This window comes from Neptuniibacter sp. PT8_73 (assembly GCF_047778045.1).
GTDB lineage: Bacteria > Pseudomonadota > Gammaproteobacteria > Pseudomonadales > Balneatricaceae > Neptuniibacter.
In genome coordinates this window covers 3,459,664-3,479,999 of sequence record NZ_CP180545.1, presented here as the reverse complement: position 1 = coordinate 3,479,999, position 20,336 = coordinate 3,459,664, and the positions used below count along the sequence as shown (strand labels likewise).

20 protein-coding genes are annotated in these 20,336 nt (G+C 45.7%); 17 read left to right on the top strand and 3 right to left on the bottom strand.

Annotation, left to right across the window (positions count from 1 at the left end):
* Window positions 1-207 precede the first annotated feature (207 nt).
* On the top strand, window positions 208-3,039 hold the full coding sequence (locus ACMXYN_RS15810; protein ID WP_415892663.1) for a cache domain-containing protein: 2,832 nt from the start codon (window positions 208-210) through the stop codon (window positions 3,037-3,039).
* Window positions 3,040-3,056: 17 nt separating this feature from the next.
* Here ACMXYN_RS15810 and ACMXYN_RS15805 read toward each other — a convergent pair whose 3' ends face one another.
* Window positions 3,057-3,614: an NUDIX hydrolase gene (locus ACMXYN_RS15805; protein WP_415892662.1), complete on the bottom strand. Its 558-nt coding sequence runs from the start codon at window positions 3,612-3,614 to the stop codon at window positions 3,057-3,059.
* Between the two features lie 184 nt (window positions 3,615-3,798).
* On the opposite strand from ACMXYN_RS15805, the gene ACMXYN_RS15800 reads away from it, so the two are divergent.
* The 4 genes from ACMXYN_RS15800 to ACMXYN_RS15785 are packed head-to-tail and all read left to right on the top strand — an operon-like array spanning window position 3,799 to window position 5,442.
* Window positions 3,799-4,407 carry a CoA pyrophosphatase gene (locus tag ACMXYN_RS15800; protein ID WP_415892661.1) on the top strand — a complete coding sequence of 203 codons (609 nt, stop codon included), beginning with the start codon at window positions 3,799-3,801 and terminating at the stop codon, window positions 4,405-4,407.
* Window positions 4,408-4,415: 8 nt separating this feature from the next.
* The gene (locus ACMXYN_RS15795) at window positions 4,416-4,940 is read left to right on the top strand and encodes a gamma carbonic anhydrase family protein (protein ID WP_415892660.1); all 525 of its coding nucleotides are present in this window, start codon (window positions 4,416-4,418) and stop codon (window positions 4,938-4,940) included.
* 4 nt (window positions 4,941-4,944) lie between these two features.
* On the top strand, window positions 4,945-5,136 hold the full coding sequence (locus ACMXYN_RS15790; protein ID WP_415885970.1) for a DUF1289 domain-containing protein: 192 nt from the start codon (window positions 4,945-4,947) through the stop codon (window positions 5,134-5,136).
* A 6-nt stretch (window positions 5,137-5,142) separates the two neighbouring features.
* The gene (locus ACMXYN_RS15785) at window positions 5,143-5,442 is read left to right on the top strand and encodes an MTH1187 family thiamine-binding protein (protein WP_415892659.1); all 300 of its coding nucleotides are present in this window, start codon (window positions 5,143-5,145) and stop codon (window positions 5,440-5,442) included.
* Window positions 5,443-5,503: 61 nt separating this feature from the next.
* On the opposite strand, the gene ACMXYN_RS15780 is transcribed toward ACMXYN_RS15785, so the two are convergent.
* Together ACMXYN_RS15780 and ACMXYN_RS15775 are read right to left on the bottom strand one after the other, a co-directional pair.
* The gene (locus tag ACMXYN_RS15780) at window positions 5,504-6,775 is read right to left on the bottom strand and encodes an HlyC/CorC family transporter (RefSeq protein ID WP_415892658.1); all 1,272 of its coding nucleotides are present in this window, start codon (window positions 6,773-6,775) and stop codon (window positions 5,504-5,506) included.
* Between the two features lie 97 nt (window positions 6,776-6,872).
* Complete coding sequence (locus ACMXYN_RS15775) at window positions 6,873-7,658, bottom strand: inner membrane protein YpjD (protein ID WP_415892657.1); 786 nt, start codon at window positions 7,656-7,658, stop codon at window positions 6,873-6,875.
* Window positions 7,659-7,879: 221 nt separating this feature from the next.
* On the opposite strand from ACMXYN_RS15775, the gene ffh reads away from it, so the two are divergent.
* The 12 genes from ffh (at window position 7,880) to recJ (ending at window position 20,296) form a co-directional block, all read left to right on the top strand.
* Window positions 7,880-9,292 (top strand): signal recognition particle protein, encoded by a 1,413-nt coding sequence (gene ffh / locus ACMXYN_RS15770; RefSeq protein ID WP_415882556.1) that lies wholly within the window; start codon window positions 7,880-7,882, stop codon window positions 9,290-9,292.
* 155 nt (window positions 9,293-9,447) lie between these two features.
* The gene (rpsP, locus tag ACMXYN_RS15765; protein ID WP_415882555.1) at window positions 9,448-9,696 is read left to right on the top strand and encodes a 30S ribosomal protein S16; all 249 of its coding nucleotides are present in this window, start codon (window positions 9,448-9,450) and stop codon (window positions 9,694-9,696) included.
* Between the two features lie 27 nt (window positions 9,697-9,723).
* A complete protein-coding gene (gene rimM, locus ACMXYN_RS15760; RefSeq protein WP_415892656.1) occupies window positions 9,724-10,257 on the top strand; it encodes a ribosome maturation factor RimM in 534 nt (177 codons plus the stop codon).
* A gap of 3 nt (window positions 10,258-10,260) precedes the next feature.
* Entirely contained in the window at window positions 10,261-11,010 is a 750-nt protein-coding gene (gene trmD / locus ACMXYN_RS15755) for a tRNA (guanosine(37)-N1)-methyltransferase TrmD (RefSeq protein WP_415892655.1), read from the top strand.
* A gap of 17 nt (window positions 11,011-11,027) precedes the next feature.
* On the top strand, window positions 11,028-11,384 hold the full coding sequence (gene rplS / locus ACMXYN_RS15750) for a 50S ribosomal protein L19 (RefSeq protein ID WP_415882552.1): 357 nt from the start codon (window positions 11,028-11,030) through the stop codon (window positions 11,382-11,384).
* Window positions 11,385-11,566: 182 nt separating this feature from the next.
* The gene (locus ACMXYN_RS15745) at window positions 11,567-12,973 is read left to right on the top strand and encodes a hypothetical protein (RefSeq protein WP_415892654.1); all 1,407 of its coding nucleotides are present in this window, start codon (window positions 11,567-11,569) and stop codon (window positions 12,971-12,973) included.
* Window positions 12,974-13,078: 105 nt separating this feature from the next.
* Window positions 13,079-13,924: a site-specific tyrosine recombinase XerD gene (gene xerD, locus ACMXYN_RS15740; RefSeq protein ID WP_415894506.1), complete on the top strand. Its 846-nt coding sequence runs from the start codon at window positions 13,079-13,081 to the stop codon at window positions 13,922-13,924.
* 87 nt (window positions 13,925-14,011) lie between these two features.
* Complete coding sequence (locus ACMXYN_RS15735) at window positions 14,012-14,752, top strand: DsbC family protein (protein ID WP_415892653.1); 741 nt, start codon at window positions 14,012-14,014, stop codon at window positions 14,750-14,752.
* 192 nt (window positions 14,753-14,944) lie between these two features.
* On the top strand, window positions 14,945-16,246 hold the full coding sequence (locus ACMXYN_RS15730) for a homoserine dehydrogenase (protein ID WP_415882549.1): 1,302 nt from the start codon (window positions 14,945-14,947) through the stop codon (window positions 16,244-16,246).
* A 12-nt stretch (window positions 16,247-16,258) separates the two neighbouring features.
* On the top strand, window positions 16,259-17,653 hold the full coding sequence (gene thrC, locus ACMXYN_RS15725; protein WP_415882548.1) for a threonine synthase: 1,395 nt from the start codon (window positions 16,259-16,261) through the stop codon (window positions 17,651-17,653).
* Window positions 17,654-17,744: 91 nt separating this feature from the next.
* Window positions 17,745-18,566 (top strand): YdcF family protein, encoded by an 822-nt coding sequence (locus ACMXYN_RS15720; RefSeq protein ID WP_415892652.1) that lies wholly within the window; start codon window positions 17,745-17,747, stop codon window positions 18,564-18,566.
* Window positions 18,563-20,296 (top strand): single-stranded-DNA-specific exonuclease RecJ, encoded by a 1,734-nt coding sequence (gene recJ / locus ACMXYN_RS15715; protein ID WP_415892651.1) that lies wholly within the window; start codon window positions 18,563-18,565, stop codon window positions 20,294-20,296. The genes ACMXYN_RS15720 and recJ overlap by 4 nt, the downstream gene beginning before the upstream one ends.
* Window positions 20,297-20,336: the final 40 nt, after the last annotated feature.

Genomic DNA, 20,336 nt, shown 5'->3' with positions numbered 1-20,336 from the left:
GGTGCTATAAATTATGGTAGTTTGACTTGGATCAAATTTTTGACCGGATGAATGGTCTGTTTATTGACAAAATCTGTTAAAGTGGCAGGTCGGTTCTTTTTGTTTGTATTGGGCCATTTATTAGATGTGCGCAGCCAATAGGCTTTATCGCGATGGAAAAGTAGATGCGGTTTCTATCCATCGTTGCAATTATAGAGGTCTACCTCTATGACACCGACTAATGTAGGTGCTCTGCCGCGTTACCTTCTTTGGGGATCAGTTGCCATAGCAGTGATGCTATTAGCAGCTGTTGCCACGCATTTTTTATACAAAAACCAACGAGATAGTGAGCATCGCCTAGCTTCTTTAGAAAAGGAGTTTATGGACAAAGGGCGTGAGCATCTGATTACTGAGATCGATGGTGCAAAAGACTATATTCAGTATATGGTTGCTCAGGCAGAGGCTGTTCTGAAGCAAAAATCTCGTGAAGAAGTGCTTAAAGCGCACACTATAGCGCAAACCATCTACGATCGTGAGTCCCCTCTAAGACCTGAAACAGAAGTTAAAGCGCTTATTCGAGAGAGTTTGCGTGATCTGCGTTTCTTTAATGGTCGTGGCTACATTTTTATCGATGATGATCAAGGCATCTGTATTCTATTGCCGACTTCGCCAGGGGTTGAAGGGCAGTCTCTGTACGATAATCAGGATGATACTGGCCATTACATCATGCGTGGTTTGTTGGATGCGGTTGAAAACCCTGATAAGGAAGGGTTCTCCCGTTATCGTTGGTATCCGCCGCATGATCAAAGTCAGATGACGGAAAAGATCGCGTTTGTAAAAGCATTTGAACCTTATAAATGGATTATTGGTGCTGGCGACTACCTCTATCAAATAGAGAATGATCTGAAAGAACAGGCGTTAAAGCGCTTAGAGACGATTCGTTTTGGCGAAAATGGCTACTTAGCCGTTTTCGATACTGAGGGGAATTTACTCTCGACTGCTGGGGTTAGCTCACTGACCGGGGACAACCCAAATGCCAAGATAAGTAAAAAAGAACGCAAGGTTCTGGATCTTATTTATGAAACCGCAAAAAATGGCGGCGGATTCATTGAATATGAATGGTATTACCCTAACGGTGAAGGACCACACCCTAAAATCTCATTGGTAGAAACAGTACCTGAATTGGGTTGGGTCTTAGTTGGGGGATTCTACCCTGATGACATCAGAAAATTGATGAGCAAGCAGCAAGAGATGGTCGAAAAGACCATGCGTGAGGACCGTGCTCAGATCTACGCGTTTCTGTTTTTAGCAACCTGTGCAACCCTATCGCTAACGTTTGTGTTCTCGGGTTGGTTGAACCGTCAATTTGGTAAATACCAGAACGAAATTGAGAACAAACAAAACGCTCTCCTTTTAGCTTCGCGAGTGTTTGATAATGCCAGTGAAGGGATTATGGTGACAGATGCTGATTGCCGTCTTTTAGCAGTGAATGATGCCTTTGTAGATATCACTGGGTACTCCGCTGATGAGGTGGTGGGGCGTAACCCTCGTCTACTACAATCGGGTCAGCATAGTGCTGATTTCTACAAGGAAATGTGGGATGAAATTAATGCCAAGGGTGCTTGGGGTGGAGATATTTGGAACCGTCGTAAAAATGGCGAAATTTTCCCGCAATGGCTCTCTATTCGTGCATCGCACAATGAACAAGGTGAAGTTCAAAACTATATCGCTGCCATTACTGATCTGACGGAGCGTAAAGAAGTAGAAGATAAGCTACGTTATTTATCTGATTACGATTCTTTAACGAACCTGCCAAATCGGCGTCTGCTTGGCTATAAGGTTGATCAAACTATCTCCTTGAGTTGTAGAGCGAGTAAGCAGCGCTTTGCGCTTTTGTATATCGACTTAGATAACTTCAAAAACATCAATGATAGTCTGGGTCACCGCTTTGGTGATGAAATTCTGCAGATGGTCGCTGAGCGCATCCAGCATGAGGTACGTGAAGAAGATACAGTGAGCCGCTTAGGTGGCGATGAGTTCAGTGTTCTTTTGCCTAATTTGAAGCATTTAGAACAGGCCGCTAACTTATGTGAACGTATTATTCACCGAGTATCTGAACCGTTGCAAAGTGATAGTCATTTGATGATTACACCAAGCATCGGCATCTCGGTGTTCCCTGATGATGGTGATGATTTCGATCAGTTGCTGCGTAACGCTGATGCCGCTGTGCACTTTGCTAAGAATCAGGGGCGTAATAACTATCAGTTCTACACCGCTGAAATGAATCGACGTGCTTCAGAGCGTCTGCAGGTTGAGATTGCACTGCGTAAGGCGATTGAGCATCAAGAGTTTGAGCTTTATTACCAACCGCAAGTGAACCTATCCGATGGCTCATTAGCAGGTTGCGAAGCGCTGATTCGTTGGCAGCATCCAAATCTTGGTTTGGTGCCACCGAATAACTTTATTCCTCTGGCTGAAGAAACCGGCTTGATCCTCCCAATCGGTGGTTGGGTGTTACAGCAGGCTTGTCAGCAAGCGGCTGAATGGGGTAAACAATCTGATCAGCCATTTACTATGTCGGTGAATGTATCGGTCCGTCAATTTAGACCAGAGTTGGTTGAAGAGGTTGAGGCGGCTCTGCAATTGTCTGGAATAGATCCAGTTTCATTGGTGTTGGAAATCACAGAAAGCACGTTGATGCATGATCAGGACAAAACTTTGCAGTTGTTGCACGACCTCAAAGGTTTGGGCGTACAGCTGTCTTTGGATGATTTTGGTACGGGCTACTCCAGCATGGCGTATCTGAAGCGTTTCAATCTGGATCAGCTTAAGATCGACCGAGCCTTTATTGATGATCTACCGGATAACCCTGATGACGCTGCTATTAGCGCTGCGATTATTGATGTGGCGAGTCACTTTGGTTTGATTACAGTCGCAGAAGGTATTGAAACAGCCGAACAAGCTGAGTTCTTAGCTCAGGCAGGTTGTATGGAAGGGCAAGGTTATTATTACGAGAAGCCGATCCCAGCTGATGCTGTGACGGAGCGTTACTTTAGCTAGTTATAACCCGTGACGTATTAAACGGCCTCTTTTGGCTGCTGCATGGATCGGTTTACAACATTTTCGCGTAATGGGAAGTGATTGGTTTTCCGATCAGTGAAGTAATAAGTTAGTGCCTTCTTTATAGTTGGGAAGGCGAGTTCGTCCCAAGGGATCTCTTCTTCGCTAAATAATTCAACTTCTAGAGATTCTGAACTGATCGAATACTCAGGCTTGTCCATATAAGCCAGATAGAGCATCTGTACCTGATTTACATGCACGATCGAAGTGATTGTATAGAGGTGGCTGATCTTAACTTCAGCATTTGCCTCTTCTCGTGTCTCTCTCATCGCGCCTTCTAAAGTGGACTCATTGTTCTCCATAAATCCAGCAGGCAAGGTCCAAAAGCCTTTGCGAGGTTCAATGGCACGTTTGCAAAGCAAGACTTTATCTTGGTAAATAGGCACGCAGCCGGTAATGACCTTTGGGTTTGAGTAATGGATAGTGTTGCAGTTGTTGCAGATATGCCTAGGAAGGTGGTCACCTTCAGGAATACTGAAAGTAAGTGTGCCGGCGCAGTTAGGGCAGTAGTTCATTCAATTAACCTAGGTTAGTCCATCTATCTTAAGGCAAGAAATGCATGAGTAGCCTAGATTATCACCATGAGGTTAAAAAGCGAGAGCCAAGTTTCTCTTGGCTGTTCACTCAATAGCTCTGTTACTATTAAGCTATATAATAATTTTTAATCTAAGCAGAGCTTCAGTTTTAAAAGATACGCTTATGCTCACAATTATTCGCGAACGCTTAGTGGGGTTTGAGCCTCGCAGCTTGCCAGAAACATCGCCTAAAGCCAGCGTTTTGATTGCTTTGACCGATCATGACGATCCGCATGTTGTGTTGACCAAACGCTCGGCAACCCTGTCATCTCACAGTGGCGAAATAGCATTCCCTGGCGGTAAATATGATGATACGGATACAGATCTGCTCTTTACGGCTTTGCGTGAAGCTGAAGAGGAGATTGGTTTAGCGCCTGAGTATGTTGATGTCATTGGGCAATTGGGGCAAGTGAGATCTAAGCATGGCTTGCAGGTGACCCCTTGGGTGGGTGTGATTCCGTCAGATATTGAATTTACTGCGAACCCTGCTGAGCTAGATGAGATATTTACTGTGCCGTTAAGCTTCTTTCTTGCGGATAACCGTTATGCAACTGATGAGATACGTTTTAAAAATCAAAGTATCTATGTTCCAGCTTGGGAGTTTAATGGGCATATAATTTGGGGCTTAACTGCCTATGTGTTGGCAGAGTTATTAAATGAAGGCTGTGGGGCTAATATTCCAATGAGGCCAAGGCCCGAACATAAGGTTCGTCATTTCACTAGTGGGTCTTGAGGGGGACTATGTTGTATTCGTTAGGTGAGCAAGCTGTTTCATTAGTGGGTGAAGAGCACTTTGTGGCGGATAACGCGACCGTTATCGGTAATGTCGAGCTACATGATCGTGCTTCTATCTGGTTTAACGTCGTTATCCGCGGCGATAACGATCCGATAGTTATTGGCGAAGGAAGTAATATTCAAGATGGTTCGGTGCTGCATACCGATAGTGGCTTTCCTATGAGCATCGGTCGGGATGTGACTGTTGGGCATATGGCGATGCTTCACGGCTGTGAAGTAGGAGATGGCTCGCTTATCGGTATCGGTGCCGTTGTCTTGAACGGAGCCAAAATTGGCAAAGGTTGCTTGATTGGTGCTAAAACATTAGTGCCGGAAGGGATGGAAATACCGGATAATTCCCTTGTGGTGGGCTCGCCTGCTGTCATCAAGCGTACTTTGAGTGATGAACAGGTGGAAGGTATTAGGAAGAATGCGCTTCACTATGTCGAAAATATGCGTCGATTTAAGAAAGAATTAACCGTTCAGAAGTAGAAGTATGACCGAGCAAGAGAACAAACCTGTGCCAAACCCTTGTGTAGGAGTTTGTGCGCTTGATGAAAATGACTTATGCATCGCCTGTCAGCGAAGTGGTATCGAGATTGCTGAATGGGGTGTGTACTCAAATGATGAAAAGCGCGCTGTTTGGGAAAAGATTAAGCTGCGTGAGCAAGGCCAGTTACCGGAGTAATCCAACATGAAGGTTATGATTGATATCTGCATCGTTCCTTTAGGTGTCGGTGTTTCAGTATCTGAATATGTGGCGGCTTGTCAGAAAATTTTTGATGAGGCTGGTCTAACTCACCAGATGCACGCGTACGGCACTAATGTTGAAGGTGACTGGGATGAGGTGATGTTGGCGGTGAAACGCTGTCATGAGGCTGTACATGAGATGGGCGCGCCGAGAATAACGACATCAATGCGCTTAGGTACACGTACAGATAGAGAGCAAACTATGCAGGATAAGGTTGATAGCGTTCAATCCAAACTTAGTTAGACGCTCGGTTAAATGACTCCCTTTAGTAAAACAGTTACCAAGGGAGTCGGTCTTCTGAACTCTATTCTTCTACCGGTTTAGGTAGGGCGATAATGCGAGCGGTTTTAATCACGTTGTCGCTGACTTGTAGTGTTTCTATGCGGTAGTGTTCCAACTGCAGACAAACGTTAGCATCAGGAATCGATTCCAATGTTTCTGTAATCAGGCCGTTCATAGTTTTCGGGCCATCAGTTGGTAGTTCCCAATCCAGCGCTTTGTTTACATCACGGATATAAGCGGTGCCATCGACAAAGTAGCTGCCGTCTTCCTGCAAAAAGATATCTTGATCGGCTTCTTTGTTGTTCGATGACAACTCCCCCACAATCTCTTCTAGAATGTCTTCCAGCGTCACAATACCTTGTACGTCACCATACTCATCAACCACCATGCCGATGCGGCGATTTTGAGATTGGAAATGCAGTAGTTGCGTCTGCAAAGGGGTGCTTTCCGGAATAAAGTAAGGCTCTCTGATTACTTGAAGGATCGCTGCCTTAGTTACAGTGCCGCTGTGGAAAACCTGCGCTAGGTTGCGCATGTGCAGTAGGCCAACAACCTTGTTTAGCTCGCCTTGATAGACAGGGAGGCGAGTATGCTCGGTACGGCTTAACTGCGAGATAATTGTATCAAGGTCATCATCTAGATCGATGCCCAGTACTTCGTTACGTGGCACCATAACATCATTAACTGTTACTTCTGATAGTTCTAAAACACCAAGTAGCATGTTCTGGTTGTTTTGTGGAAGCAGTGCGCCTGCTTCGTGTACCAGCGTGCGCAGCTCTTCAGTACTTAGGTGATGACTGTTATCGCCGGTTACATTTACACCAAATAGCTTAAGGAAGTTGTTAGTAATACCGTTGATGATCCATACAAGTGGATAGATCAGTTTTAAAAGTGGTGCCAGAACTAAAGAGGCAGGAAAAGCGATCTTCTCAGGGTGAATCGCAGCCATCGTCTTTGGAGATACTTCTGCAAAGATTAGGATCAATACAGTCAAGCCGAAGGTGGCAACCATAATACCGGCGTCGCCCCATAAGCGAACGCAGATGACAGTGGCAATAGCCGAAGCAAGGATGTTCACAAAGTTGTTGCCGATCAGAATAACGCCAATCAGGCGGTCTGGTCGTGCAAGGAGTTTGCTGACGCGAATTGCGGCGCTGTGCTTTTTCTTTACTAAGTGTTTTAGGCGATACCGGTTGAGCGACATCATGCCTGTTTCGGAACTAGAGAAAAAAGCGGAACAAAGGATCAGGAAGCCAAGGACTCCCAAGAGAAAGCTTATCGATGCGTCTTCCAAGACGGTATGCCTATATTAGTAATGGAGGGATATTTTTAAATGTGGCTCTTAGAGTGTCAAGCCATACTCTCGAATAATGCGTGCTTTTATCTGAATATCAGATAAACCATTCCATTACGGCTTTACTGCCAAAGAACCCGATCGCCAGAATCACAAAGCTTGTGATTGTCCAGCGGATGGCTGCATTGATTCTCCAGCCAAAGCTATTTCGGCCAAATAACAAGATGGCATAGAGTCCCCAGGCAATCAGGGAAAGCACAGTTTTATGCACTAGATGCTGAGCAAATAAGTCTTCAAAGAAGATAAAGCCAGTAACGAGCGCTGCGGTCAGCAGCGTAAGTCCTGTCCAAAGCATCTCAAACAATAGGCGTTCCATTGTTTGTAATGGTGGCAGTGAGGATACTAACCCGCGTGTGTGATGATGCTTAAGTGCAGAAACTTGGCGTGAAAGCAAAATGGCTTGGATCGTAGCTATAGTGAATATGCTGTAAGCCAAGATAGATAGCAGGATATGGAGGATCAATCCAGCATCGTAGGCTTTACCTTCGCCTACACCTGCAACCCAAGTGGCTAATACCGTCATTGCGGCCATTGGGAATACGGCGATAAATAGGTTGTCTATGCTCTGACGTAAACTGCTGAGCAAAACTAAACCTGCTACAAGCCAAGAGATCAGCGAGCCAACGCTAAATAGGCTGAGATTTATGCCGCCTGGTTGGTGTAGTACTAAAAAGATCGCAGCAGTGTGTGCTACCAGCCCTGCTAGTCCCAAGGATTTGTTGATAGAGCGAGATTGTTTGCGGTCTCCGCGCATTATTTGCCATTGTAAAAAACCTGCGGTTGAGTAAAGCAGAACGGCAATTAATGTAGAAATGGATAACATCTTCGTCTCTTCTGTCCAGTGTTCCTGGAGAACAGTGTTTACAGGGTGGAGTGTAAATCGAGCCTTAGTTTGTCACAGATAGATGAAGGATAAAAGAAGAGGGGCTGCTAAGGATGCTTGGAGTGCGGTATAATACTGCGATTATTAATCCAAGTTTATCGATTTCCTCTATGTAATGGGTCTTTAAAGGCTGTCTGTAAAGAGGAAGTGTGGGGCAGGACATGTTTGAGAATTTAACAGAACGACTTACGCATACGCTACGTTCAGTCACGGGTCAGGCGAAACTGACAGAAGACAACATTAAGGGCACATTGCGTGAAGTGCGTATGGCGCTGCTTGAAGCAGACGTGGCGTTGCCTGTTGTTAAAGAGTTCGTAAACAGCGTTAAAGAGCGCGCGGTAGGTACCGAAGTAACCAAGAGTCTGACGCCGGGTCAGGTCTTCGTGAAGATCGTCAATGAAGAGATGGTCAAGGTTATGGGTGAGGCTAATGAGCAGCTGAACCTAGCAGCTAAGCCTCCTGCTGTTGTGATGATGGCCGGTCTTCAGGGTGCAGGTAAAACTACCTCTGTCGCTAAACTTGGTCGCCACCTGCGTGAGCGTGAAAAGAAAAAGGTTTTGGTTGTTTCTGCTGACGTCTATCGTCCAGCCGCGATCAAGCAGCTAGAAACACTCGCGGGTGAAGTACAGGTTGATTTCTTCCCATCAACGGCTGAGCAAGATCCAGTTGATATCGCTAATGCTGCAATTGCCCATGCGCGTATTCAGCATCATGATGTTGTTCTTCTTGATACTGCAGGTCGTTTGCACGTTGATGAAGATATGATGGGTGAAATTAAGCGCTTGCATGAAGCGGTTAACCCTATCGAAACCCTGTTTGTTGTCGATGCGATGACAGGTCAGGATGCTGCTAATACTGCCAAAGCGTTTAATGAAGTATTACCACTGACTGGTGTTGTTCTGACAAAAACGGATGGTGATGCCCGTGGTGGTGCTGCGCTTTCTGTTCGTCAGATCACAGGTAAGCCAATCAAATTCTTGGGTGTAGGTGAAAAAGTTGACGCTTTAGAGCCATTCCACCCAGATCGTATCGCTTCCCGTATCTTAGGTATGGGTGACGTCCTTTCTCTTATCGAAGAAGCAGAGCAGAAGATCGATAAGCAGAAAGCGGAGAAATTCGCTAAGAAGATCAAAAAAGGCAAAGGCTTTGATCTAGAAGACTTCCGCGAACAGATCTCTCAGATGAAGAATATGGGCGGTATGATGGGTATGCTAGATAAACTGCCGGGTATGGGGCAGTTGGCGCAGGCGGCTGATGCTGCTAATGCCGAGAAAGGTATGCACCAGATGGAAGCGATTATTAACTCAATGACACCGATGGAACGTCGTAAGCCTGATATCATTTCTGGCTCCCGCAAAAAGCGTATTGCGATGGGTTCTGGTACTCAGGTGCAAGATGTTAACCGCCTGCTTAAACAGCATAAGCAGATGTCGAAAATGATGAAAAAGTTCAGCGGCAAAGGCGGTATGTCGAAAATGATGCGTGGTATGAAAGGCATGTTGCCACCAGGTATGGGTGGTGGCCCAGGTGGTATGGGCGGCATGGGTGGTCCTGGCGGCTTCCCACGCATGTAATAATTGCGCATTTATTAAACGAAATTACTTTATTAGGGCGGCAAATTCGCGTAGAATTACCGCCCTGATTTTTCCGGTCCGATCTGCGTTAAAACCAGATTGGTTCATCAAACAGTGGGCGATATCAAAACCCACTCAATAAAAGGGTCTAACGCATGGTAATAATTCGTTTGTCTCGTGGTGGCGCTAAGAAGCGTCCTTTCTATCACATCTCAGTAGCGGACTCGCGTAATGCGCGTGACAGCCGTTTTATTGAGCGTGTTGGTTTCTTTAACCCAACTGCACGTGGTCAAGAAGAAGGTCTTCGTATCGATCTTGATCGTGTTGAATACTGGCAGAGCAAAGGCGCACAGCTTTCTGAGCGCGTAGCTAAGCTAGTAAAAGAAGCTAAAGCAGCTAAGTAATTTTTAGGTTTTTGATCAGGATTGAAAATGAGCAGTAATCCAAATAATGAACAACTCATTGTCGGAAAAATTACTGCAGTCTATGGGGTTAAAGGTTGGGTAAAGATTTACTCGCATACGGACCCTATGGAGAACATTTTCAATTACAAACCTTGGCTATTAAAGGTTGATGGTGTTTTAAAACCTGTAGAGGTTGAAGCCAGCAAGCGTCATGGCAAAGGTCTGATAGCTAAATTGGCAGGAGTAGATGATCGTGATATCGCCGCTAAGTATTGTGGTTACGATATTGCGGTAGATTCAAGCCAGCTTCCAGATTTGGACGAGGGCGAGTACTACTGGAGCCAGTTGCAAAACCTATTAGTTTATACCGAGTCTGACCAATTGTTAGGCAAGGTGGTTCGCCTGATGGAAACCGGTGCAAATGATGTGCTGGTAGTAAAAGGCACAGCAGATAGCATTGATCAAAAAGAGCGTCTGTTGCCTTACCTTCCTGATCAGGTGATTAAAAAGATTGACTTGGAAACAGGTGCTATGTGGGTCGATTGGGACCCAGAGTTCTGAACCATGTGGTTTGGAGTGGTGACACTCTTTCCTGAAATGTTCGATGCAATACGTTGCTACGGCGTAACAGGTAAAGCGGTGAAAAATGGTTTGATACAGATGCAGTGCTGGAGTCCTCGAGACTTTACGCACGATAAGCATAAAACTGTTGATGACCGACCTTATGGTGGTGGCCCAGGGATGTTGATGAAAGTTCAACCTCTAAGGGATGCTATTCATGCAGCAAAAGCTGCTGCGGGTGGAGAAGCTAAAGTTATTTATCTTTCACCGCAGGGCCGGCGTATGGATCATAAGGGAGTACAGGAGCTAGCTTCTCGTGAGAGGTTGATTCTGGTAGCAGGGCGTTATGAAGGTATTGATGAACGCCTGATAGAAACGGAAATTGATGAAGAATGGTCGTTAGGGGATTTTGTCCTCAGTGGCGGTGAATTGCCGGCCATGACTATGATTGATGCTGTTTCTCGTTTAGTACCTGGCGTCTTAGGGCATCAGGATTCGGCTGCCGAAGATTCTTTTCATGATGGTTTGCTAGACTGTCCTCACTACACTCGACCAGAACAGTTCGACGATATGCAAGTGCCTGAAGTGTTGTTGAGCGGCAACCATAAAGAGATCAGACGTTGGCGTCTGAAGCAGCAATTAGGAAGAACCTGGCAACGCAGGCCTGATTTGCTGGAAAATCTTGAGTTGGACGCTGAACAAAAGTCATTGTTAACCGATTTTATCCGGGAGACCCAAGGGTCCGAAGGTTGAATGTTTAGGAGCAAGCGATGAGCGGCAAAAACCTAATTATTCAGCAGCTTGAAGCTGAACAAATGAACAAAGAAGTACCAGAATTCGCACCAGGTGATACTGTTGTAGTTCAGGTAAAAGTAGTTGAAGGCAACCGTACACGTCTACAGGCGTTCGAAGGCGTAGTGCTGGGCAAGCGTAACCGTGGTGTGAACTCTGCTTTCACTGTACGTAAGATCTCTCACGGTGTGGGCGTTGAACGTACTTTCCAGACTTTCAGCACTACTGTAGATAGCATTGAAGTTAAACGTCGTGGTGATGTTCGCCAGGCTAAACTTTACTACCTACGTGAGCGTAGCGGTAAGTCTGCACGTATCAAAGAGAAGTTGGGTTAATTCACCTTCCTTTCTTAAAAAAGCGGCTTTATGCCGCTTTTTTTGTTTTTGTTTTCTGTTTATTTGTTGAGAAGAATCAAGCGAATAGATAAAGGGTTGGACAGATTCGCCAGTTCCCACCCATAATAACAACTATCATTAGGGTTCCGTGCATTTAGGGAGAGCTTTCGGGGCTAAGTTTTATGCAAGTTAATGTGATCAAAAAAATTGCAGCTGTGCTATCGGTGATTCTTGCTCCGATTGCTCTTTTCGCCGGTGTATACGGTTTTGTCTGGTGGAAAGTCTCTACTGCAGCGGAAGGCTTTGCAAAGGACATCGCGCCTTTTGCAAAAATGACCTATCAAGATATCCATATCGACCTTGTTGAAGCGCAAGTTGGCCTCAAGGGTATTTCCTTTGTTCCGACGGGTTCTGAAGGTGAAATCGATGTTCAATCCGCAGTGCTTAAAGCGCCTTCATGGGGCTTTGTTCTCGATTTAGAAGAAAAACTCTCTAAAGGTGAGTTGCCCGATGCATTTAATGTGGATCTCAAAGGCCTCAATATCAACCTGAATAGTGGGTATATGCAGGATTGGGGGCGTATAGCGCTAGAGGCGCAACGTGAAGCTGGTCAAAGCTATGACGCCCTAGCTTGCGGTGGTTTGGAATTTATAGGTTTGCCAGAGATTCGTAAGATGGGGTATGGCAATCTGAATTCTGATATTTCCTTTCAATACCATTTTGATCCACTTGATAAAGAGTTGAATTTTGATCTGCAAAGTAGGACGAAGCAGGTCGCGAATATGAGTATGTCGATGGTGCTCAAAGTCGCAAGCGAAACATTGAATATGCAGTCGATTGTGTTTGCGCAACCGCAGCTTAAGCATATCGAGGCGCGATATTTTGATCGCGGTTATAACAAAAAGCGTAATAACTTCTGTGCGAATTTAAATAAAGAACCAGTTAAGAGTTACCGTGAGCGTTATAAGAATTTACTTTCAAAACGTTTAACTTATGAGGGCTGGAAGGTTCCGGATGAGTTGTTTAATGCGTTTGAAGCTTTGAATAACCCTGGCAGCTCTTTGTATATGCGAGTGGATGTGCCTAAAGGTTTTGGAATTCAATCTATGGCGTTAATTCAAACGCCGAGCGATTTTGTGCGCGAGTTAAACCCTTATATTGAGTTTAGTAAGAAGTATGTAGCGCTTGATGGATTGGATTGGTCTGAGCCAGATCCAGAAGGAGAGCGTTTGCTTCGAGAGTTGATGCAAAGCCAAGAGTCACCTGAATTGGTATTAGGTGAGGTGATCGAAAAAGCTGTAGAGCCCAAAGAAGAGCCGGAAACAGCGCCTACAGTCGCAGTGTATCAACGACCTAAACCGAAAATAATTGTAGAAAAATCATTTAAAAAGATTGCTGTTGAAGAGTTAGGCGCTCATATCGGAAAATCAGTGATTCTTTACACCTACTTTGGCCAGAAAGTAGAGGGGCGATTAGTCGCTGTAACAGATAAGGTCATTACTGTTGAGCATCGTGTCGTTAGTGGTCGTGGTACTGCAACTTATCCTATGGCTTACGATAAAATTCAAAGTGCGCAGTTATATCATTAATACGTTTGTCTGACGTTTGGAGTTTAAGTGGTCGAAAAACGTGAGGCCGAAACTGTTCATCCGAGTGATGCGCAGTTAATTGATACCTATCTAGATGCGGTTTGGATGGAGAAGGGGTTAAGTGATAATACCTTAGCGTCTTACCGTCGAGATCTTACTCAGTTTGCTATTTGGTTGCGCCCTAATGCGGTTCGCTTACTTAGCTGTACAAAGGCTGATATACAGGCTTACCTTGGGTGGCGGGTAAAAGAGCGTTTAAGGCCTAGCTCAACCTCCAGAATGTTATCCTGCTTGCGAGGTTTGTACCGTTATCTCCTGCGTGAGGGGGAGATAGAGGAAGACCCTGTGCTTCTGATTCAAAGCCCGAAAAAAGGTCGTAGCCTGCCAAAAACCTTAACTGAGGCCGATGTTGAAGCTTTGCTAGAGGCGCCAGAGCTAAATGATCCAGTGCAGTTTAGGGATCGCGCGATGCTGGAGGTGCTGTATGCAACTGGATTGCGTGTTTCTGAATTGGTCGCTCTGAAAGTCCATGAAATGAATCTTAATCAAGGTGTGATTCGTGTCATGGGTAAAGGCGGTAAAGAGCGCCTAGTGCCCTTAGGTGATGAGGCGATTAGCTGGGTAAAACGCTATGATGCACAAGTTCGCCCTCTTTTGATGGGGAAAGATGTTGACGATGTGGTGTTTCCAAGTAGGCGCGGTCAGCAGATGACGCGGCAAACTTTTTGGCATCGAGTCAAACGTCATGCGCTAACGGCCGGTATTGATAAGCCGCTGTCACCGCATGTATTGCGACATGCTTTTGCTACTCACTTGATTAATCATGGTGCTGATTTACGTGTGGTTCAGATGTTATTGGGTCATAGTGATCTATCTACCACGCAGATCTATACCCATGTGGCACAACAGCGATTGCAATCCTTGCATCAGCAGCATCACCCGCGAGGTTAATCTGCTAGACTGTGGAACTTTTCGTTAGATCGAGAGTCTCTTCTTGGTATTGGAATAAGTCTGAGCTTTATTAGATTTGGAAATTTTATGAAAAACTTATTTAAAACGTTTGCTTGCCTTTGGGCGTGTGTTGCGACATCAGTAATGGCGGCAGAAGCTGAAGGGCTTATTGAGCAGAACCTAAAGAAAGTGGATGCTCGTATCGTTGTTAAAGAGATTGGCGATGCGCCTTTATCTGGATTGCGTGAAGTCGAGTTAAACAGTGGTGAGGTGCTATATGCTGATGAGAAGGGTGAATACTTTCTTATTGGTAAACTCTATCGTTTTACCGATAAAGAAGGCTTTGTTGATCTAACTGAACGTAAGAAAAGCGCACAACGTAAAGTTCAGATGGCTGATCTAGATGAAGAAAAGTTAGTTGTTTATAAGCCTAAGGGCGAAGTAAAAGCGACTGTGAATATCTTTACAGATGTCGATTGCCCATATTGCCGTAAGCTGCATGCAGAGATTCCAGCTCTGAACGAGCAAGGTGTTCAAGTTAATTACTTGGCTTACCCGCGAAATGGTACAGGTACCGGTACTTTTAAAAGCATGGTATCTATCTGGTGTGCAGAAGGTGCCGAAGGCCGTCGTAAAGCGATGGATCAAGCTAAATCAGGCATTCGTCCAGCAGCTAAGTCATGTGATAACCCTGTTTTAGATCAGCTACAGTTGGGTCAATCAGTCGGTGTGACAGGCACGCCCGCAATTATTTTTGAAGATGGTCGTTTGTACCCAGGTTATGCGCCAGCTCAGCAGTTGGTTAACCTGTTAGATCTTGAGAAATAACCCGATGTGATTACTGAGAAGGAGGCTATTTGGCCTCCTTTTTTATTTGTTGGGTCATAATGGGCTCAGAGATAGAGCTATTGCCTTGTTTTGGCTATAATACCCGCCTTATTTTTTGTAGATTGCGGTAATTGCCTGATAAAAAGAGGCTATCGCGGTTTTTTTTAGTTCAACAGCATGCGAGGTGCAGGTTTGAAACCGGTTAAAGTTGGTATCTGCGGACTAGGTACAGTCGGTGGTGGCACATTTAATGTGCTGAAGCGCAATGCGGAAGAGATTGCTCGTCGAGCAGGCCGCAAGATTATTGTTGAAGAGGTTGGTGCTCGCGACACAAACCCAGATTGCGATACCAAAGGCACTCAGATTACCAACGATATTTTTGCTGTAGCTAAAAACCCAGAAATTGATGTTGTCGTTGAACTGATCGGTGGCTACGACGTTGCTAAAGAGCTGGTTTTGACAGCGATTGAGCACGGTAAGCACGTTGTAACTGCGAACAAAGCACTGATTGCGGTTCACGGTAACGAGATCTTTGAAGCCGCTCAGAAGAAGAACGTTATGGTTGCGTTCGAAGCGTCTGTTGCGGGTGGTATTCCGATCATCAAAGCGATCCGTGAAGGCCTTTCTGCAAACAAGATCAACTGGTTGGCGGGTATCATCAACGGCACTGGTAACTTCATCATGACTGAAATGCGTGACAAAGGTCGTGCATTTGAAGATGTGTTGGCAGAAGCACAAGAGCTTGGTTACGCAGAAGCGGATCCAACGTTCGACGTTGAAGGTATCGATGCTGCTCACAAACTAACCATTCTTGCGTCTTTGGCGTTTGGTGTACCGCTACAGTTTGAAAAAGCGTTCACTGAAGGTATCAGCAAGATCACACGTGAAGACGTACAGTATGCTGAAGAGCTAGGCTACCGTATCAAACATTTAGGTATCACTCGCCGCACTGATAATGGTGTTGAGCTTCGTGTTCACCCAACACTGATCCCTGAATCAGCGTTAATCGCTAATGTAAACGGCGTAATGAACGCTGTGCTAGTTGACGGTGATGCAGTAGGTCAAACTATGTATTACGGAGCAGGTGCGGGTGCTGAACCTACAGCGTCAGCAGTTGTTGCGGATATCGTTGATGTTGTTCGTACGCTAACAGCTGATCGTGACAACCGTGTACCTCACTTGGCTTTCCAGCCAACTGAGCTATCTGATGCGCCGATTCTGCCAATTGAACAAACAGAATCTGCTTATTACCTGCGCATGAACGCACAGGAGAAACCAGGTGTTCTGGCTAAGATCTCTAGCATCCTAGGTGCGCAAGATATCAATATCGAAGCGATCATCCAGAAAGAAACTACTGAAGATCAGGTGCCAGTTATCATCCTGACTCAGTCTGTTCTTGAGCAGAAAGTGAATGATGCAATCGCTCAGATCGAAGCATTAGATGAAATCAATGGTTCGGTTACACGTATCCGTGCTGAGCACTTTGATAGTTAAGGAGTAAACCCCGTGAAATATATCTCTACCCGGGGACAGGCTCCGGCAATGAACTTTGAAGAGGTTTTGCTGGCTGGTTTGGCAAGTGATGGTGGTCTATACGTACCAGAAACACTGCCAACATTTAGCAAAGAAGAGATCGCTTCTTGGGCTGGTTTGCCGTACAACGAGCTTGCTTACAATGTAATTAAGCCATTCGTTGATGATTGTATCGACGATGCTGATCTTAAAAAGATGATTGATGAAACCTATGCCGGTTTCAATCACATCGCTGTAGCACCGTTGAAAGAGCTAGGTACCAACGAGTGGGTTCTGGAATTGTTCCACGGCCCGACACTAGCGTTTAAAGACTTCGCACTGCAGTTGCTAGGTCGTTTGATGGACTATGCACTGGAGAAACGTGGCGAACACTTAGTGATCATGGGAGCAACTTCCGGTGACACAGGTTCTGCTGCGATTGAAGGCTGCTGCCACAGCAAGCACCTAGATATCTTTATTCTGCATCCGCATAACCGCGTATCAGAAGTTCAGCGTCGTCAGATGACGACGATCATTAAAGACAATGTCTTTAATATCGCGCTGGAAGGTAACTTTGATGATTGCCAACAGATGGTTAAAGACAGCTTTGCTAATCAGGACTTCCTGAAAGGCATGAAGCTGGGTGCAGTAAACTCGATCAACTGGGCGCGTATCATGGCTCAGATCGTTTACTACTTCTCTGCTTCTTTGGCTGTGGGTGGTCCTCACCGTGAAGTAAGCTTCTCTGTACCTACAGGTAACTTTGGCGATATCTTCGCAGGTTACTTGGCGAAGCAGATGGGCTTGCCGGTTAAGCAGCTAGTTGTTGCAACTAACAAAAATGACATTCTGCACCGTGTTATCTCCGGTAACGACATGTCTAAAGGTGAGTTGGTTCACACGCTATCTCCATCTATGGATATCATGGTGTCTTCTAACTTCGAGCGTATGCTGTTTGATGTATACGGCCGTAATGGTGAAGAGATTAGTGATCTAATGGCGCGCTTCTCGAAAGAGTCTGTTGAACTAGATCCCGCTCGTTGGGAAAAAGTTCGCGAACTGTTCGATAGCTATGCAGTAGATGATGAGACAACTTGTGATGTGATCAAGCAGGTATTCGAAGAAACAGAATATCTTCTAGACCCACATACAGCGATTGGTGTTAAAGCGGGTCGTGAATGTAACCGTGATCAATCAGTGCCAATGATTACTCTATCAACAGCACATCCGGTTAAATTCCCTGAGCCAGTGGTTAAAGCTGGTTTGGATGCACCGCAACTGCCTGCGCATATGGCTGATCTGTTCGAACGTGAAGAGAAGCTAGAAGTGTTAGATAATGATCTGAATACTGTCCAGCAGTATGTTGCGAGTCATGTACACACTGAGTAACTATTAATCAGATGTGATATTCTCAAAACCCGACGTTAACGTCGGGTTTTTTGTGTCTGACAGAAAAATAATAATACAGGGGCCTATGGACATGGCTGATCAGTTTTTTCTTCTCTCAAAGATCTTATGGTTTGTCGCGCAACCGGATCATCTTTTACTGCTAATGCTGCTGTTTGGCCTGTTCTTATGGCGCAGGGCGTTGGGTGTTTTTCTAGTCTGGACTTCTGTTTTGGCCATGCTAACAATCAGCGTATACCCAGTGGCTAACTATCTGTTAGTGCCGTTAGAACAGCGCTTTCCACAACCCGTATTATCCGAAATTAAAGAGCCTATCGCTGGGATTGTTGTTCTTGGTGGTGGGGAGAATGCAGAGATGTCCTCCCATACTCAATGGCCGGAGTTTAATCAGGCGGCAGACCGTTTGATGGCGTTACCAGGCTTAATGCTGCGTTACCCTGAAGCTAAAGTTATTTTTACCGGCGGCTCTGGGTCAATTCTAACCCCTGAGTTTAGGGGTGGAGATGTGGCTGAACAATGGTTGCATCAACAGGGTATGGGGTCGCGTGTAACGATCGAGCGAGATTCGCGAAATACCTTTCAAAATGCAATCTACACCAAGGATTTGATTGCGAATGCTGAGGGTCAGGTAGAAGGAAAATGGCTGTTAGTAACATCAGCATTCCATATGCCGCGTTCGGTGGGTATTTATCGTAAGCTTGGTATCGATGTTATTGCTTTTCCAGTTGATTACCGCGCCGGTACAATGCGTTTTACGCCTGATCTAAATACAAATATGAATGGCCTAAACACTGCTGTAAGGGAGTGGATTGGCCTGTTGGCATACCACTACACTGAGAAAACTGATGTGTTGTTCCCAGCACCTGTTAGCACTATTGAATTAGAGAACGAATGAAGCAGTTAAACATTTCACCTAGGCCACAGGTCGATACATCTATACCTGTGTTTCAGCAGGTAAATCCAGTTTTAGCCCGTATCTATGCATCACGTGGAGTACATGATCTGCAGGGGCTTGGACGGAGTTTGAGTGAACTTTTGCCTGATAGTGGTTTGGCAGGCATTGATGGAGCCGTAAACCGTTTAGTTAGGGCATTAGAGCACCGGGAAAAAATCTTAATTATTGGTGATTTTGACTGTGATGGTGCGACCAGTACTTCGGTTGCTGTTTTAGCGCTACGAATGATGGGTGTGGCAGAGGTTGGTTATCTGGTGCCTAACCGCTTTGAATATGGCTATGGCCTAAGCCCTGAGATTGTAGCGGAAGCCCTGAAGCAATTCCCAGATCTGTTGATAACTGTCGATAATGGTATTTCGAGTATCGAGGGCGTTGCTGCGGCGAATGCTGCGGGTTTAGATGTTATCGTCACGGATCACCATTTGGCTGGTAAGCAGCTTCCAGCCGCTTGTGCCATCGTCAACCCTAATCAGCCTGATTGTCAGTTTACGGCGAAATCTACCTGCGGTGTCGGTGTGATCTTCTATGTGATGATTGCGCTGCGCCGAACGCTACAACAGAAAGATTGGTTTAACTTAAATGGGTTGCCGAGTCCTAATTTAGGTTCGCTCTTAGACCTTGTCGCTTTAGGAACTGTTGCGGATGTTGTTCCTTTAGAGCAGAACAATCGTGTGCTGGTTCATCAAGGTCTTCAGCGTATCAAAGCGGGCCGCTGTCGCCCGGGCCTTAAAGCATTAATCGAGTTATCAGGCCGTCAGCAGCACAAAGTAGCTTCATCCGACCTTGGTTTTGCTATTGCGCCACGCTTGAATGCAGCTGGCCGTCTGGAAGATATGTCGATCGGTATCGAGTGTTTGCTGACTGAGTCGGAGCAGAAAGCTAAAGACCTAGCCGCTACACTGAATGACCTCAATCAGGAGCGTAAAGGCATAGAGCAGGAGATGCAGCAACAAGCACTCGATCTGCTCGATAAGCTGCAACTGGACTCAGCACAGCTGCCATACGGTCTATCTCTGTATGAACCCGAGTGGCATCAAGGCGTGATCGGTATTCTGGCTTCTCGAATTAAAGATAGAACGCACCGCCCAGTGATTGCCTTTGCTCAAGGTGATGAGGGTGAATTAAAAGGCTCTGCACGATCGATTCCGGGCTTCCATGTGCGAGACGGTTTAGATGCGATTGCTGCAAGGTATCCATCGCTTTTGCGTAAGTTTGGTGGTCATGCCATGGCTGCTGGATTAACTATCAAAGCTACAGATCTAGAGCTGTTTCAAAACGCTTTTGATGCAGAGGTTAGACGCCAATTAAGTGAGTCAGACCTCCAGCAAGAGGTGTTAACCGATGGCGAGCTCACAGCGGCTGATATGACCATCGAATTAGCCGAGTTGTTACGTGATGCCGGTCCTTGGGGGCATCAGTTCCCCGAGCCTCTGTTTGATGGTCAATTTACCTTGATTCAGCAACGGGTGGTCGGTCAAAGACACCTGAAAATGGTGTTGATGGAGCCCATTTCTGGTTTAGCTGTGGATGCGATTCAGTTTAACGCCGATATGGAACTATGGCCGGATCAGGATATTACCCAAGTCAGAGCCGTATACCGTTTAGATGTAAATGAGTTCCGCGGTAAACGAACGGTGCAGATGCTGGTGGATCATCTGTTGCCTGAGTAGTATCTTTGCCGCCTCTATTTTCTGATTCTTAAATGGAAGC

Bases quoted from the DNA above. Each gene is read 5' to 3' on its own strand.
- ACMXYN_RS15735 (WP_415892653.1), top strand. From the start codon at position 14,012: ATGAAAAACTTATTTAAAACGTTTGCTTGCCTTTGGGCGTGTGTTGCG.
- ACMXYN_RS15720 (WP_415892652.1), top strand. From the start codon at position 17,745: ATGGCTGATCAGTTTTTTCTTCTCTCAAAGATCTTATGGTTTGTCGCG.
- rimM (WP_415892656.1), top strand. From the start codon at position 9,724: ATGAGCAGTAATCCAAATAATGAACAACTCATTGTCGGAAAAATTACT.
- ACMXYN_RS15810 (WP_415892663.1), top strand. From the start codon at position 208: ATGACACCGACTAATGTAGGTGCTCTGCCGCGTTACCTTCTTTGGGGA.
- rpsP (WP_415882555.1), top strand. From the start codon at position 9,448: ATGGTAATAATTCGTTTGTCTCGTGGTGGCGCTAAGAAGCGTCCTTTC.
- rplS (WP_415882552.1), top strand. From the start codon at position 11,028: ATGAGCGGCAAAAACCTAATTATTCAGCAGCTTGAAGCTGAACAAATG.
- recJ (WP_415892651.1), top strand. From the start codon at position 18,563: ATGAAGCAGTTAAACATTTCACCTAGGCCACAGGTCGATACATCTATA.
- ACMXYN_RS15795 (WP_415892660.1), top strand. From the start codon at position 4,416: ATGTTGTATTCGTTAGGTGAGCAAGCTGTTTCATTAGTGGGTGAAGAG.
- ACMXYN_RS15800 (WP_415892661.1), top strand. From the start codon at position 3,799: ATGCTCACAATTATTCGCGAACGCTTAGTGGGGTTTGAGCCTCGCAGC.
- ACMXYN_RS15785 (WP_415892659.1), top strand. From the start codon at position 5,143: ATGAAGGTTATGATTGATATCTGCATCGTTCCTTTAGGTGTCGGTGTT.
- trmD (WP_415892655.1), top strand. From the start codon at position 10,261: ATGTGGTTTGGAGTGGTGACACTCTTTCCTGAAATGTTCGATGCAATA.
- ffh (WP_415882556.1), top strand. From the start codon at position 7,880: ATGTTTGAGAATTTAACAGAACGACTTACGCATACGCTACGTTCAGTC.
- xerD (WP_415894506.1), top strand. From the start codon at position 13,079: ATGGAGAAGGGGTTAAGTGATAATACCTTAGCGTCTTACCGTCGAGAT.
- ACMXYN_RS15775 (WP_415892657.1), bottom strand. From the start codon at position 7,658: ATGTTATCCATTTCTACATTAATTGCCGTTCTGCTTTACTCAACCGCA.
- ACMXYN_RS15745 (WP_415892654.1), top strand. From the start codon at position 11,567: ATGCAAGTTAATGTGATCAAAAAAATTGCAGCTGTGCTATCGGTGATT.
- ACMXYN_RS15805 (WP_415892662.1), bottom strand. From the start codon at position 3,614: ATGAACTACTGCCCTAACTGCGCCGGCACACTTACTTTCAGTATTCCT.
- ACMXYN_RS15790 (WP_415885970.1), top strand. From the start codon at position 4,945: ATGACCGAGCAAGAGAACAAACCTGTGCCAAACCCTTGTGTAGGAGTT.